The organism is Vibrio diabolicus, from assembly GCF_011801455.1.
Lineage (GTDB): Bacteria > Pseudomonadota > Gammaproteobacteria > Enterobacterales > Vibrionaceae > Vibrio > Vibrio diabolicus.
Genome location: NZ_CP042451.1, coordinates 767,063 through 782,935 on the forward strand (window position 1 = coordinate 767,063; position 15,873 = coordinate 782,935).

General features: G+C 47.4%; 12 protein-coding genes. 6 read left to right on the top strand and 6 right to left on the bottom strand.

Features of this window, described 5'->3' with window-relative positions:
* The first annotated feature begins 8 nt into the window (after positions 1 to 8).
* Positions 9 to 1,022: a tetratricopeptide repeat protein gene (locus tag FR741_RS03680; protein WP_006742396.1), complete on the top strand. Its 1,014-nt coding sequence runs from the start codon at positions 9 to 11 to the stop codon at positions 1,020 to 1,022.
* Between the two features lie 117 nt (positions 1,023 to 1,139).
* On the opposite strand, the gene FR741_RS03685 is transcribed toward FR741_RS03680, so the two are convergent.
* Both FR741_RS03685 and chrA read right to left on the bottom strand, forming a co-directional pair.
* Entirely contained in the window at positions 1,140 to 2,255 is a 1,116-nt protein-coding gene (locus FR741_RS03685; protein ID WP_167426276.1) for a phosphatase PAP2 family protein, read from the bottom strand.
* 100 nt (positions 2,256 to 2,355) lie between these two features.
* On the bottom strand, positions 2,356 to 3,495 hold the full coding sequence (gene chrA / locus FR741_RS03690; protein WP_167426277.1) for a chromate efflux transporter: 1,140 nt from the start codon (positions 3,493 to 3,495) through the stop codon (positions 2,356 to 2,358).
* Between the two features lie 112 nt (positions 3,496 to 3,607).
* On the opposite strand from chrA, the gene FR741_RS03695 reads away from it, so the two are divergent.
* Positions 3,608 to 4,528, top strand: coding sequence for a LysR family transcriptional regulator (locus FR741_RS03695; RefSeq protein ID WP_167426278.1), 921 nt, complete (start codon positions 3,608 to 3,610; stop codon positions 4,526 to 4,528).
* 48 nt (positions 4,529 to 4,576) lie between these two features.
* Here the strand turns inward: FR741_RS03695 and FR741_RS03700 are convergent, their stop codons facing one another.
* From FR741_RS03700 to ebgR, 4 genes are all read right to left on the bottom strand, one after another.
* Positions 4,577 to 6,010 (bottom strand): amino acid permease, encoded by a 1,434-nt coding sequence (locus FR741_RS03700; protein ID WP_047008923.1) that lies wholly within the window; start codon positions 6,008 to 6,010, stop codon positions 4,577 to 4,579.
* A gap of 78 nt (positions 6,011 to 6,088) precedes the next feature.
* Entirely contained in the window at positions 6,089 to 6,541 is a 453-nt protein-coding gene (locus FR741_RS03705) for a beta-galactosidase subunit beta (RefSeq protein ID WP_167426279.1), read from the bottom strand.
* A gap of 3 nt (positions 6,542 to 6,544) precedes the next feature.
* Complete coding sequence (gene ebgA / locus FR741_RS03710) at positions 6,545 to 9,643, bottom strand: beta-galactosidase subunit alpha (protein WP_167426280.1); 3,099 nt, start codon at positions 9,641 to 9,643, stop codon at positions 6,545 to 6,547.
* 346 nt (positions 9,644 to 9,989) lie between these two features.
* Positions 9,990 to 10,976 (bottom strand): transcriptional regulator EbgR, encoded by a 987-nt coding sequence (gene ebgR / locus FR741_RS03715; protein ID WP_025591165.1) that lies wholly within the window; start codon positions 10,974 to 10,976, stop codon positions 9,990 to 9,992.
* Positions 10,977 to 11,355: 379 nt separating this feature from the next.
* Between ebgR and galE the strand changes: the two genes are divergently transcribed.
* The 4 genes from galE to galM all read left to right on the top strand — a co-directional run bounded on the left by galE (position 11,356) and on the right by galM (position 15,855).
* A complete protein-coding gene (gene galE / locus FR741_RS03720) occupies positions 11,356 to 12,375 on the top strand; it encodes a UDP-glucose 4-epimerase GalE (RefSeq protein ID WP_167426281.1) in 1,020 nt (339 codons plus the stop codon).
* 83 nt (positions 12,376 to 12,458) lie between these two features.
* Entirely contained in the window at positions 12,459 to 13,511 is a 1,053-nt protein-coding gene (locus FR741_RS03725) for a UDP-glucose--hexose-1-phosphate uridylyltransferase (RefSeq protein WP_167426282.1), read from the top strand.
* 109 nt (positions 13,512 to 13,620) lie between these two features.
* Positions 13,621 to 14,781, top strand: coding sequence for a galactokinase (gene galK, locus FR741_RS03730; RefSeq protein WP_167426283.1), 1,161 nt, complete (start codon positions 13,621 to 13,623; stop codon positions 14,779 to 14,781).
* A gap of 9 nt (positions 14,782 to 14,790) precedes the next feature.
* Positions 14,791 to 15,855 carry a galactose-1-epimerase gene (galM, locus tag FR741_RS03735; protein ID WP_167427062.1) on the top strand — a complete coding sequence of 355 codons (1,065 nt, stop codon included), beginning with the start codon at positions 14,791 to 14,793 and terminating at the stop codon, positions 15,853 to 15,855.
* The last annotated feature ends 18 nt before the right edge of the window (positions 15,856 to 15,873 follow it).

The following is a 15,873-nucleotide window of genomic DNA, read 5'->3' on the forward strand; positions in this document are numbered from 1 at the left end:
GGATCGTTATGTGGATTAAGAAATACGTCATCATCTCGTTGTTGGTGCTTACCGCATGTTCAACAACTGAACAGTCATCAGACTTCGATTCAACGCTGTACTCAGGTAAGCCCGTTGAGTCACTCACCAATGATGAACCTCCAAAAACAGAGGAGGAGGCAATCTCTCGAGGGGATATTGCATTAAGCAATAAAAATGTCGACTTAGCGTTGTATGAATACATTCGCTCGCTCTCTTTCCCGAATGCGGTCCATAAAGACAAAACGTTATACACCGTGGGGCGTATCCATTTGGCAAGAGAGAATTCAGAACTTGCGGATAAATCATTTCGAGCATCTTTAGCAGAGAACCCTGATCACATTGGTTCCCTCACAGAACTTGGCACTCTGTATACGAAACGTGGCGAAAAGGACGTCGGGAAGAGTTACTACATCCGCGCTTTGAATGCTGACCAAATTCGTATGGATGGCGATCCTATTATCACCAAAGACAATATTACAGCTGAGAGCGTTGCAACGTATCGCTATGATGATAAATCACCGGTTTCTGCTTACTCTGGTCTAGGTGTACTTTACGACATTCGTGGCGACCACGATATTGCGCAGGCATTAATTAGAAAAGCGTTGGATATTGATTCAAGAAACGTCAATGCTTTAGTCAGCCTAGGCTATTCCTACTACATGGAAAAAGCTTATTCAAAAGCGGCGCACTTTACTCAAGCTGCGCTGAGCATTAAGCCGGGGGATGAAAAGGGAATCAATAACCTGGGTCTCATTGCACTGGCAAAAGATCAACCACGACAAGCGCTGAGTATTTTTAGTCGACACATGACAGAGCCGGAAGCACTCAACAATGTTGGTTACTTCTTGATCCTTCAAGGTAAACCAGGTGAGGCGATTCCTTATCTACAACAGGCTATTGATAAGAACCCTGCCTACTATGAACTGGCAAATAAAAACTTAGAGCGAGCATTAGCAATGGTCAGAGAGCGAGGAGATACCTCTACCGCGCTTCTCCAATAAATTCGAAGACTCTTTTAAAAGAAAGCCACTCTGTAAGATGGAGTGGCTTTTTCATTTTGGGGACTTTTTCATTTATGGAGAGTAGTCCGTTGCAAAGGTGTTTGTTCAACTAGCCGTTCATTCTCTTCTTTCAGGGTAAGAAGCATAGCGCCGCAAAGCCCAACCAACTATCTTCCATAACATCACCGTTAAGAGTGTTGCTAGGTAACCATCAATCGCATAATGCCAGGCTAAATGTACCGAACCGATTTGAATGATGACGACGAAAGTGTAAGCAAAGTAGCCGATGGTTTTGTTGAGTCTATAAATTGATAGCGCCATCAAAACAGCAATGGAAACGTGCAAACTCGGCATTGCCGAAATGCCAGAGCCAATACCATTGGCATTCGCGATGTACTCATCCCAAAGATATTGCTGTGTAGGCAATGCCCACAATTGCCCAGCGTCCACATTGGTAAGATATTGGCTTTGGGCTTCGAGCGTTTTCATCAGAGGAACAAACTGTTCATCTCCGGTGATAAGCTCCACGTAGCAAGGACCTGCTGAAGAGAGTAACGTGGCGAAGAAGACACCAAGAATCATCCAAGACAATGCGAACGTGAGTAAAAATTGTTGCCTTACCAACGGGTATTTTTTGTAGATAAGGAAAAAGATGAGTATACCCCACATACAAAAAAACCATGCGTTGTAGGCAACGTTTAGCGTCAGTGAGGCCCAAGCATTGGAGAATAATGCATGAGTCAATTCCCAAGGTGCAACGCCGAAGTGCAACAGCGTATCAATATTCGCAAAGGTTAGATCCCATTTAAAAGGATTGATGATTGGAATAAGCGATTTCAAAAACGTGTGGTTAGAGAAAATCAGGTTAAGTGCCATCATCGAAACAAACACTGATACAGGGCGGTGCAGTGGAAAAATAAGATGTTTCAGTTTTCGTATGAAGCGCTTTGCTGGCTGTTTTTCTTTGCGCAGTATGAGATAGAAATAATAATAGATACACCAGCTTAAACCTGTGACATACAAAGCTTGCATGAGCGTTTCAAGGTAAGTGGTAAAAGAGTAATCAATAGGGAAATCGAGATATAAAGAACAAAGATAAATGACAGCAGTCGAGATAAAGCAATAGGTGTAGAAAATCTTATCGATCAATAACTCGTTCTTCACAGACTGGAGCCAAGTCGCTGCTTTTTGCTGCCAACTTACGTTGATCTGGTAATTGTTGTCTTGTTCCATCGACGATCCGTCATCTCTATCCTTCCAATGTCATTAAGCTTAGTTGAGAAAACGGGCACTTGTATTTAAGTGCCCGCTAAGAGTTTGTCGTTTAAGATTTTTACATCATGCCCGTGACAAGGCCTGCCGCCACAAAAAACACGATCATCCATAGCACCGAAATGTTGAGTTTTTTATGTAGATAGAAACCCGCGATCACTAACGCCATGTCGATGGGAGCAACAACTGCACTGCTAAATACTGGCTGGTAAAGTGCCGCGAGTAGCAACCCTACTACCGAGGCATTTACACCGTTGATGGCGCCGGAGACCAGCGGTTTGCCTGCCAGTGCTTGCCAGTTTTTAAGAACGCCAAGCAGTAAAAGAAAACCTGGGAGGAATACGCCAAGCGTTGCGATCAGCGCGCCTAAAATTGGCGTATCTGAAAGCTCATAGCCGATAAAAGTCGCAAAGGTGAACATTGGCCCCGGTACAGCTTGTGCAGCGGCGTAGCCTGTTAAAAATGCATCTTGGCTAAGTTGGTCACCAACAATGTTTTGCAGAAGCGGCAGCACCACATGACCGCCACCAAACACTAAACTACCAGCTTGGAAAAAATCACTAAACAGCCCAAGCAAAGGCAACGTATGAGCCACTAATGGTAAGCCGAGTAAAAGCACCGCAAATAGAGCCAATGGCGCGATAGATGGTTTAAACGGCTCTGCTGATGGCGCGGAGTCTTTCTTCAGATATCGCATGCCGACAAAACCAGCTGCGAGCAACACGAACATTTGCGTCATGATGCTTGGTGCCACCAGCAACGCAATCGCAGTCGCGACGCACAAACCCGCGGTCAGTTTGCTTTGGCAGAAGTTTTTGTACATGCCCCAAGTCGCATCCGCCACGACCACGACTGCGAGCAGTTTTAGGCCGTGAACGATGTTTTGGAACACTGCGGTGTCGGTGATTTGGCTGCTCACCATCGCCAGCGCCAACATGATGATCACCGAAGGAAGCGTGAATCCGACAAATGCTGCGCATGCGCCACCTAAACCGCCGCGTTTATAACCCAATGCAAAGCCGACTTGGCTTGAGCCGGGTCCCGGCAAAAACTGACTGAGCGCGACAATTTGCGCGTACTCGCTGTCATCAAGCCATTTCAGTTTCTCAACAAAGGTTTGGCGAAAATAACCAATATGAGCCGCCGGGCCGCCGAAGCTGAACCAACCCAGCCAGAAAAAAGTTTTGAAGATGGTGAACATGTCGAGCCTGTTTATCTAAAAAGCATTGTTGCTAATTTATCGGATGCTCTAAAATGACTCAAATTGATAAATTTAATTTCATTTATGAATGAGATGGGATGAAGGTGTTGAGGTGAAAGAGGACATTCAGTGGCGCAACATTGACTTGAACCTATTGGTGACGTTTTCCTACTTGTATCGCCATCGAAGCGTTAGCGTCGCGGCAGAGAAAAGTTACGTTAGCCAGTCGGCGATGAGTCATAGTTTGTCTCGTTTAAGGTTGTTGTTTGACGACCCGCTTTTTGAGCGAAAAGGACACAAGATGGAGCCCACCGAGCACGCTCACCACATCGCGCCAACCGTGCATCATTTGCTGGACTCTATCGCCAAAGACTTGCTCACTAAGTCTGCCTTCCAACCTGAAAATTACGCGGGTATATGTCGCATTGGGTTAACGGATTATGCCGAGTTTATTTTTGCTCCTCGGCTTTATGACGAAATACGCCAGCGCGCACCAGAGGCCCAGATCAGTTTTATTAACGTCAATCGCAGCAACTACGTGGCATTAACTGAGCACGAAAAGCTCGATGTCATTATTGGCAGCATGCCAGTGTTGGATGACAACTTTGAGAGCTTGTACTTGTACACGGAAAAACACGTGTGTATGTGTGATAAACAGGTATTGCAAGGGGAAACACAGCTGTCTCTGGAAGCGTTCGCGAACATAGAGCAAGCTCTGGTAAGTCCCGATGGGAGCTTAAAGACACAAGTAGACCAAAAGCTCGCAGAACATGGCTTGAGCCGTAAAGTCACCGTGGCGTCGCGCAACTTTCTCACCATTCGGCATCTATTGAAAAAGCGCGATCTCATTGCCATCGTGCCAGAAAAAATGGCGTTGGCGGAGGGCTTTTCGGACGATCTCATTACTGTTAAGCCGCCGATCGCCGTTGCGGATTTTGATATTGCCATGCTGTGGCATTCCAGCCGAAACAATGAAGATAAAGGCATTTGGCTACGCGAGTTGGTTTCTTCGACCATCACCTCTCACATATAAAAAAGGGCACTAAAGGGTGCCCAGAATGTTTGTCATTGAGAGTCTGTGTTATACCGCTTGCGAAGCTGGCGCGGCCTCTTTTATACGCTCTTCCTGATTCAATGATTTTTCGTATTGGCTGTACTTCCACCAAGCAAAGCCAAGGAAAATCACGATACCGCCAACGTTGTAGAAAATGATGGTCATGATGTCGGCCCCAGTAGGGAAGGTCGATGCTAAGAAACCAACTGTAAAGATAGCGATCAGTACCGATACGGTAGCGATGCCCATTTTGCGTGAGCCCATTTTGAAATCACGCTCGACGTGGTCCAGTTTCAAGCGCAGATTCAGGTACGCCAACATGATGAACAATGGTGGGAGCATGGATGCCGCTGCGGTCATGTTGATCACGGTGTTCATCAGATCTTGAGCGGTGTTAGAACCTAATGTTGGGATGATCATCAGTGGGATAACGATAAGGAACTGATACCAAGCTGCGCGAGCTGGTACGCCGTTTTCGTTCAGCTCTACGGTTTTCTTACCAAAAATGCCTTCTGGAATCTCAGAGAAGAAGATTTTCACTGGCGTTGCTGTCCACATCAGTAGAGAGCCAAACATAGCGGTGAAGGATACCAAGCCTACAAAGCGGTTCATCAATACTTCTGGCAAACTAAAGTACGCAGCCAAACCTTCAAATACTTGTACCGAGCCACCCGTGTATTTTAGGGTTTCGCTAGGAACAAACACGTTAATCAAAACAGACGCGACTGAGTAAAGTACACCGATAAAGATACCTGCGATGATGATGACTTTAACGAACGATTTCGAGCCGCCTTTCACATCGTTTACGTAAACCGCGACCGATTCCGCACCGCCTGCCGCCATAAAGATCCATGTAGTAATGCCTAAAAATGCCCAGCTGAAATCAGGGATCATCGCTTCTACAGTAATTGGGTCAGCTGGTTCTACGCCGCCGATCAACGCAGCGCCAGCCAGTAAAATATACGACATTGTCAGTAGCAGCATGAGGGAGGAGGTCACCGACGTAATTGGCCCCAACATTTTCGCGCCGTTTGTCGATACGTAGGTCGCAAACGCAAACAAAATCATACTGAGCACGGTAGTGGTGAATGGCGTCAGAATGTATTCATAGCCCAAGAACGCGTAAGACGCATAAGCGATAACGCGCGGTAGCAAGGACGTGAAGAAGAATAGGTTAACGAACCAGTAAGTGTAGGCAGAGATAAACGCCCAGCGACCGCCGAGTGAGCTTTTTACCCATGCGTAGACCCCCGCTTCAGAATCTTTATTCAGAGATACGAATTCTGCGATGATCAAACAGAAAGGGATGAAATAAAAAATGGTCGCCAGAAAGAACATTGGTGCAGACGCTAGACCGATCTCGATGTTGTTATTGATTACGTTATTAAAGCTAAATACTGCAGCAAAGGTGAGGGACAACAACCCGAATTTGCCTATCGTATTACGTTTGGATTCAGACATGTTCTATCTCCGGTGAATCACGTTGGAATTGTAGGGAGGAAGGGCTTGTAATGCTGTGATCACAGCCCTTCTCTTGTTTTATTTATTTAGGAAGTAGCCATCTTCGATGGTCACTTTGAGCACCACTTTTCTTACGTGGTTGTCTCCATGGAAGCGGTACGCTTCACTGTTTTCAAAAATCGCCACTTGGCCTTCGCAAAGCTCACGTGTTTCACCCTGACCAGAAAAAAATTCGCGGTCAGTTTCATCACGATAAGTTTGTTCTCGTGTCAACGCGGTTTTATCCGCGAACTCAACGGTTTCTCGGCCTTCGAGGTAGTAATGCACATCGAAGTAACGACGGTTACCGATGAACATTTCGGTTTGTTTCGCGATGCCATCTTCAACCATGTACACCAGTGAATCGCCAATCGAGTGCATCACGCCATCTTTGATGTTGCCGATGTTGCCAATGGCTTCCACACAGCGGTTCCATTTACGACCGTTGCGATATACCTGTTTGAATTGCTCTAAGCTGTCTAACACGATCATGGATTACGCCTCGTTGACTGATTGAGTATTGGTTTGAGTGAAAAATGCGTTGTCGAAATCATGGTTTGCCATCACTTGTGCGTTGCAATCGCCTGCTTGCAGTGGCATCAGCGTCAAACCGTAACGGAACTCGTCCATGTACACGCGGTAAGAGTCGAGCACTTCGCTGCCCCATGAGTTCGAGCCTAACCCTATCACTTGATGGTCAAGGTTAAGGGTGATGTAGCCACTCTTTTCTAGCTCGATCGTATGTTGCGCTTGATGCAGGTTTTGGTTGGTGTAGAACCACGCGCTGAAGTTGATTTCTTGCTGAGGTTTCACCAATAACCCTGTGCCATGACGGTTGGTGAGCGATGCCCAGCGCACGTGTTGGCGGTTGCCGTTGTTTTGCGGGAACGGGTAGTTCTCGAACATGTCCGCCACATTGGTGTGGTAAACATCAATGAGGTTAGCTTGGCGACTGTCTTGGTAGTTTTCTTCTGGGCCACGACCGTAGTAACTCACTTGATCAAAGCTGCCGTTGATGCCCAAATCCAAGCCGATGACCGGAATCACGTGAGGGTAGTCGCCGTAGCGCTCGCCACTCAGTTCCACGTTCAAATGGCCTTGAGCATTGATTTGATAGCGATAGGTACAACGCATGCCAAAATCGAACACAGGTGGCGCAACAATGCTGCTGGTGGTGATCAGGATGGCATCTTCGCTCGCTTCCACGCTCAGCGTGCGGAAGTGCTCCTGCATGATTTGCAGATGCGCTGGGTGCCACAAACCTTCATACTCTTGTTTGTGGTTATCAATCATCGGTTTGAAGAAGTTCAGTCTTGGCTCAGATTGAATGATCTCTTCGCCATTTACGCGCCAAGAAGTCAGCTTGCCGTTTACTTTCGAGAAAGTAAGCGTGAAGTTATGGCCTTCAATTACGTGTTCCAAACGGCTTTCGTTAATCACCAAAGGTTGTGCGTTGCGATTGATGAACGCAGGTGCAGACGCGGTCTTTTCTTTCAGTTGGAACTGATACACCGCAATTTCATGGTTGGCTTCGCTGTAAAGCGTGCGACTGTCTTTGCGTACGGTGAAGTTAACAAAGGCTTCGCGCTCATCCAATTCTGGCAAGTCGATGGTCACTTCACGTTCGCTGTTGGCGACCAAAGCTTCGACTTTGAATTGCACGCTACGCAGGGTTTCACCTTCGGCACGCACGTCAGCAGTAATGGTGTAATCATCGAGGTTAGTGAACCACAATTTGTTCTCAACGATAAAGCGGTCATGGCAACCTTCAACGGCGCGGATTTTCACCGGTGCAATGACTTGTTTGTATTCTTTCAGGCCAGGGCCCGGGGTTTGATCTGGGTAAATCAGACCATCCATGCAGAAGTTGTAGTTGTTTGGGTAGTCGCCATAATCGCCGCCGTATTTGTAGAACTCTTGGCCGTGTTCATCACGCGCTAGAATGCCGTGATCACACCATTCCCAAACGTAGTGACCTTGAATGTGGTCGTGCGCATAGAACACGTTTTGGTATTCGGTTAAACCACCCGGCCCGTTCCCCATCGCGTGGGCGTATTCGCAGATGATGCGTGGCTTCTCGTGTGGGTGTTCGCCAAAGTAATTCATCAGTTGAGCGCGTGAGTACATCGTCGAAATCACATCGACGACTTCAGCATCGCGGTCTTCTTCGTAGTGGACCAAACGGGTGTCATCAATTGCTTTGGTCGCGGTATACATCGCACGGATGTTACAGCCATAACCCGATTCGTTACCGAGTGACCACATGATGATAGAAGGGTGGTTTTTCTGTGCGTGCACATGGCGCACTGCGCGATCAACAAACACCGCTTCCCATGCTGGATCATTGGTGATACGGCTCAGGTCGCCAACGTTGGCAAAGCCGTGGGTTTCCACATCGGTTTCTGCCATCACAAACAGGCCGTAAATATCACACAACTCGTAGAAGCGTGGGTCGTTCGGGTAGTGTGCGGTGCGAACTGAGTTGATGTTGTGTTGCTTCATCAAAATCAGATCTTTTTCCACGCGGTCCATGCCCACTGCGCGACCTTTTAGGTGGTCGTTGTCATGACGGTTTACACCATGCAGCATCACGTATTGATTGTTGATGTAAAACAGGCCATCACGCACCTTGATATCACGGAAACCCACGCGTTGTGGGATCACTTCCACTACGTTGCCTTGGTGATCTTTTAAGGTGATGAACAAGTGGTAAAGGTAAGGGTTTTCAGCCGTCCAATGCGTTGGGCTCACCATATCAATCGCAAAGCTTGTTGAGTGGTGGTTTTGGATAGTCAGTGAATCGCATTGACCACTGGCTACGACAGTGCCTTTGTCATGCAGCGCGTATTCCAGCGTATAGCCTGACGCGATAGCGGTGGAAAGGTTTTCTAATTCGACTTGAGCACTGAGCATCGCACTTTGATAATCGTCGGCGAAATCGGTGCGAATGGTGAGATCTTGGACGTGAATCTGCTCTTTGCCCATAAGATAAACATCGCGGAAGATCCCCGCCGTCCACCACATGTCTTGGTCTTCAATGTAAGTGGAATCGGCCCACTGCATCACCCGTACAGAGAGTAAGTTTTCGCCTTGTTGGACGAACTTGGAAATGTCGAATTCCGCTGTGAGTCGGCTGCCTTTACTAAAGCCGACGTACTCGCCGTTTACGTACACTTCAAAGTAGGTTTCCACGCCGTCGAACTTGATGATGGTTTGTTGGTTATCCCACTGTGGACCAAGTGTAAATGTGCGTTGATAAGCGCCCGTTGGGTTGTCGGTTGGTACAAACGGGACGTCGATCGGGAATGGGAAGCCTTCATCGGTGTATTGCAGATCGCCGTGGCCTTCCATTTGCCACATGTTTGGGACGGTAATATGTCCCCAGTCGTTCATTGTTTGTGAGTAAAACGCATCAGGTACCAACATTGGGTTGGTGAAATAACGGAATGTCCATTGGCCGCTGAGCAACATAAAGCGGCGACTCAGTTCACGTTGAAAGGTTTGTGCGCTCTGAACAGAGTCGTAGGAGAAAAAGTACGCACGCGGTGCCATACGATTCTCGTGTAAGTGTTGGAAGTTTTCCCAATTGTTCACGTTTTGATCTCCCCTCGGCTTGGTGCGCTTATGTTGGAGTCCGGATTGGTTTCACCCGGCTCAACATCAGTGCAAAAACAACGGCCGATGTATTGTGAAAAATGCTTATGAATAATCTGAGAAAGATATTAGTAAAAGTTTTACTAAAATAAATCAGTGAAAACGTTTTACTTTAACTTGGTCACGTTTTAAATGACCAATGTTGAGCAAGATGTGATCAGCGTAAAGGAATGAGATCTAGATTGTTTTGGAAAGTAAAAACAGTAAAAATTCGGTAGAAAATAAAAGAAGAAATAAAAAAGCACTGAAAATTCAGTGCTTTATTTGAACAGTTTTGAGGGTGTTTTTATCGAGTTGTGCCGCGTAGCTTGAGCTTGCTTGGAACGTACACTTGAAGGGGCAGTGCGCGTCCGTCACGGTATTTTTCTACTAACAAGTTCACGCCTTGAATCCCCATCATTTCAGAATGAATACGAACGGTAGATAGAGGTGGGAAGGTAAAGCGTGCGGTAGGAATGTCGTTCACGCTGATCAGCGCAATATCATCAGGAATGTTTAAACCAAACTCATGCACTGCTCGTAACACACCAATCGCAATGGAGTCCGAAGCAATGAACATCGCTTTTGGGAAATCGCCTTTGGCCAGCATCTCTTTCGCTAAGTCATAACCGGACAAGCTAGAGAAATCGCCACGATAAATGTCGTCTTCAGAAACCACACCTTTTAGACTGCCGTAGTCCACAAACGCATTTTCACGAATGTCTGCGGTGTTGGGTTCGTCTTGTCCACCAATAAATCCGATACGCTCGTAGCCTTGTTGTACAAAGAAATCAACCACTTGCTTGCTGATTCTCACAAGGTCGATATCAACGCAATCGTAAGGACTAGTTGGATCTGAAAAGTCGATGTAACAGATGCTATCGGCTAGGCGTTTAGGTAACTTATTGACCACCTTTTGGTCGACTTTCCCGACTAAAAGGACACCCGTGATCTTTTGCGTTTCAACATCAACTTCGCTGTTGTAGCAATTGGTTAGCGTAATGCCGAGTTTGTCGCACTGAGTTTCAATCCCATGACGAATCGACAGGTAGTACGGGTCATTCACTTCTGCTTCTTGTTTGTAATTGTACAAGGCCAAAAAGTGATGTTTTTGCTTGGCTTCTTTGGTGGCTTTCTTCGAGCTGCTGGTGCGGTACTCCAGCTTTTCTGCGATTTCTAAAATGCGGCGTTTGGTCTCTTCTTTAACGCTCAACGTCGGATCGTCATTCAAAACTCGCGATACGGTTGCAAGTGAGACGCCCGCTTCAGTGGCGATATCTTTTAGTGTTGCCATGTACATTTCCCGTTGGCATTGCTCACAGTCCAAGTGAGAACTCAATAATCTGGCTATTGTAAACAGCTACTTAGGGATGCACAAACTTTTAGTAAAATCGTGCGATCCACGCAAGAGAGCGGTATCTGCTCGACTCATCTTCACTGCTCATCATCTTCCTGGTTTAATTTAACTAAAGTCAGCATCTAAAATAAGGCTTTTGTGTAATTTTGTGGAAACGTTTACACAATTTGAATTCGATCACGGATCTGGATCGAGATTGGTTGCTAGACTTTTAGCCAGTTAAGAAATGGGCGTACTGATTCGATGCAATAGCGATTGGCTTTTAGCGCATCAGAGTGAGGTATGAACCGAAAGCAGCCAACATGGAGAAGCAAAAGTGAAAGTTCTTGTCACTGGCGGTATGGGATACATCGGTAGTCACACTTGCGTTCAGATGATTGAAGCGGGAATGGAACCTATCATCGTCGACAACTTGTGTAACGCCAAGCTGGAAGTGTTAAACCGTATTGAAGCGCTGACTGGCAAACAGCCTGCGTTCCACCAAGGTGACATCCGTGACGAAGCCTTTTTGGATACGGTATTCGCGCAGCACGACATCCAAGCCGTGATCCACTTTGCTGGCCTCAAAGCAGTTGGCGAATCGGTGGCAAAACCACTTGAGTACTACGACAACAACGTCAATGGCTCATTGGTGTTGGCGCGCAGCATGCGTAAAGCGGGCGTGAAAAGCATCGTATTCAGTTCATCGGCAACGGTTTACGGTGACCCAGAAATTGTGCCGATTACGGAAGATTCACCAACAGGTGCAACCACCAATCCATACGGACGCAGCAAATATATGGTGGAGCAGTGCTTAAGCGACGTGTTCCATGCTGAAAACGATTGGAGCATCACCTTACTGCGTTACTTCAACCCAGTTGGCGCGCACCCATCGGGCTGCATGGGGGAAGACCCACAAGGCATTCCCAATAACTTGATGCCATTTATCGCTCAAGTCGCAGTTGGTCGCCGAGAAAAACTCGCGGTATTTGGTAACGACTATCCAACCCCTGACGGCACTGGTGTGCGTGATTACATCCATGTGATGGATCTGGCCGACGGCCATATTGAGGCTTTGAAAATGGTGGGTGAGAAATCGGGTTTGCACATTTATAACTTAGGTACAGGTAAAGGCTCGAGCGTACTTGAGATGGTGAATGCGTTCGCGACCGCTTGCGGTAAATCAGTGCCTTACGAGTTATGCCCGCGTCGTCCTGGGGATATTGCTGAATGTTGGGCAAGCACGGAAAAAGCTGAGCGTGAACTAGGCTGGAAGGCAACACGCACGGTGGCTGAAATGACCGCCGATACGTGGAACTGGCAGTCAAAAAATCCCAATGGCTATTCCCCGGAGTAATTGTAGTCGCCGCGTTGCCATCTGCACTTCTCACGGTTTTGGGAAGCTGAGTTTGAAGAATTTTAAAGAGTTGAGTAAGTAACATGTCGAATGTCGAATTTAACCCAGTGGATCATCCACACCGCCGTTACAACCCTCTGACAGGGCAATGGATTTTGGTTTCACCTCACCGTGCTAAACGCCCTTGGAGCGGCGCAGATGAAAAGCCCGCATTGGATGAGCTACCAAGCTATGACGGTAAATGTTTCCTTTGTCCAACCAACGAACGTATCTCTGGCGATGTTAATCCAGACTACCAAGGCACCTATGTGTTCAATAACGATTTTGCAGCGCTGATGGTGAATTCACCAGATGCACCAGAGTCAAACAACCCGCTATTCAAAACGCAAGGCGTGCGTGGTTTGAGCCGAGTGATTTGCTTCTCGCCAGATCACAGCAAAACCTTACCGGAGCTGCCAGTGGATAAAATTCGTGGCGTGATTGATACATGGAACGAACAAATTGAAGAGCTAGGCAAAGAGTACGTTTGGGTTCAGGCGTTCGAAAACAAAGGCGAAACCATGGGCTGTTCTCAGCCTCATCCACACGGTCAAATCTGGGCGAACAGCTTCTTACCAAATGAGATCGAGCGCAAAGAGCACAACCTAAAAGCCTACTACCAAGAACACGGCAGCAACTTGCTGGTGGATTACGTACAAGCGGAACTCAAAGACGGTTCACGCATTGTGGTGGAAACCGAACACTGGCTGGCGGTGGTGCCTTACTGGGCAGCTTGGCCGTTCGAAACCATGTTGTTGCCGAAAACGCACATTCGTCGCATGAGCGAACTCAGCGATGAGCAACGAGACGATTTAGCGCGAGCGATCAAGAAGCTGACCAGCCGTTACGACAATTTATTCCAATGCTCTTTCCCTTACTCGATGGGCTGGCACTACGCGCCGTTTTTTGACGAAGGCACAGACATCGACCATTGGCAGCTTCATGCACTTTTTTATCCGCCACTACTGCGCAGTGCCACGGTTCGTAAGTTCATGGTGGGCTACGAAATGCTGGCAGAAAGCCAACGTGACCTGACCGCAGAGCAAGCGGCGCAGCGTCTGCGTGATGTGAGTGATGTCCACTACAAAGAATGCTAAGTCTTTAAATTGGACTGATTACGAATAACGGGATAGCGCGACTTTACAGATAGAAAGTTAGGCTCAACGCGCTATCCCACACAAATTACTATTTTAAGAGAACGTCCCTATGTCTGAACTTATCCAAAATGTGAAAGCGTCATTTGAGCAACTGTTGGGCTACGCACCTAGCCATATTATTCAAGCGCCTGGTCGTGTGAACTTGATTGGTGAGCACACCGATTACAACGATGGTTTTGTCCTACCGTGTGCCATTAACTACCAAACGGTCGTGGCGGCGGCAAAGCGTGAAGACAATATCGTGCGTGTGGTGTCGGTCGATTACGGTAACGCAGTGGACGAATTCGATATCACGCAAGCCATTACCTTCCAGCAAGACAAAATGTGGGCGAACTACATTCGCGGCGTGGTGAAGTGTCTTCTGGCGCGTGGCTACCAGTTTACTGGGGCGGATATTTCAGTCAGCGGCAACGTGCCTCAAGGCGCGGGTTTGAGCTCATCGGCGGCATTGGAAGTGGTGATCGGTCAAACGTTTAAAGTGCTGTTTAACCTTGAAATCAGCCAAGCCGAAATCGCCTTAAACGGTCAGCAAGCAGAGAATGAATTCGTCGGTTGCAACTGCGGCATCATGGATCAAATGATTTCAGCGGAAGGGCGTGAAAATCATGCGATGCTATTAGATTGCCGTAGCCTTGAAACTGAAGCAGTCTCTATGCCAGAAGACATGGCCGTCGTGATCATCAACTCGAATAAAAAACGTGGTTTGGTCGACAGTGAATACAACACTCGTCGTCAGCAATGTGAAGAAGCGGCGCGTATTTTCGGTGTGAAAGCTTTGCGTGATGTGACGATTGAGCAGTTCAACGAGAAAGTCGCTGAGCTGGATGAAATGGTGGCAAAACGTGCCCGTCATGTCATCACAGAAAATGATCGTACTGTGGAAGCGGCGCAAGCGCTACGAGCACACGACATGAAGCGTATGGGCGAGCTGATGGCCGAGTCTCATGCATCGATGCGCGATGATTTCGAAATCACGGTAAAAGAAATCGATACGCTGGTGGAGATAGCCAAAGAGGTGATTGGCGATCAAGGCGGCGTGCGCATGACTGGCGGTGGCTTTGGTGGTTGCATCGTGGCACTTGTACCGCCAGCACTGGTTGATGACGTGAAAGCGGTAGTTGAAGCGAAGTACCAAGCAGCTACGGGCTTAAAAGAGTCGATTTATGTTTGCCAAGCCAAAAATGGTGCGGGTTTGGTTGAAGTGCTGTAAGGAATGATGATGAAAGCCTATTTTCAACAACTAGAACAAGCGATGGCGCCAACGCCGTCGTTTGATGGCCAAACTGCGAATCTGATTCATTTGACCAACGCGAATGGTATGACGGCGTCGTTTATGGATATCGGTGCGACATGGTTGAGTTGCACATTACCGGTAAATGGTGAAAACCGTGAAGTGTTGTTGCGCTCACCAAATATGGCTGAACACATGAAGCAAGACGCTTACTTTGGTTCCATTGTTGGCCGCTTTGCTAACCGAATTGCGAAAGGGCAGTTTGAGATAGACGGAGAGAAGTATCAACTTGGTATCAATAACGGTGAAAACTCACTGCACGGTGGCTTGGAAGGGTTTGATAAACGCCGCTGGAAGGTTGAAGAGCAAAATGATCAACAGGTCACTTTTTCACTTCGCTCCCCGGACGGTGACCAAGGTTATCCGGGAAATCTCGATGTGAAGGTGACGTACACGCTCACTGATGAGAATGAATTAGCTATCGCCTATGATGCTAAGACTGACAAAACATCACCAGTGAATTTAACCAATCACGCCTACTTTAACTTGGCTGGTGAGGCGAGCCGCGCGAAAAGTTTGGATCATACTTTACAGCTTAACGCTGGATATTACTTGCCAACGGATGCGGGGTTAATTCCTACCGGTGAACAAAAGCCAGTTTTGGGTACCAGTTTCGACTTCACCGAGCCAAAATCGATAGGCCAAGAATTTCTTGCCGAGCAAGATCAGAAAACTGCTGGTGGCTACGATCACGCCTTTCTATTCATACCTGAAGTGACCGATGGCGTGTCTGTCGCTGCGGTTTTAATTGCACCCAAAGAAGATGTGGTGATGAAGGTGAAAACCACCAAACCTGCCATCCAGTTTTATTCAGGTAATTTCTTAGCCGGTACGCCAGGTGCAAGTAAAACTTACGAACGCTATGACGGCCTTGCGTTGGAAACGCAGTACTTTCCAGACGGGCCAAACAAACCAGAATGGGGACTCAACAATGGGGTGTTGAGCTCTGGGGATTGCTATCAGCATCAAACTACTTATCAGTTTGAATTTTAGATAGCACTTCTACCCTTT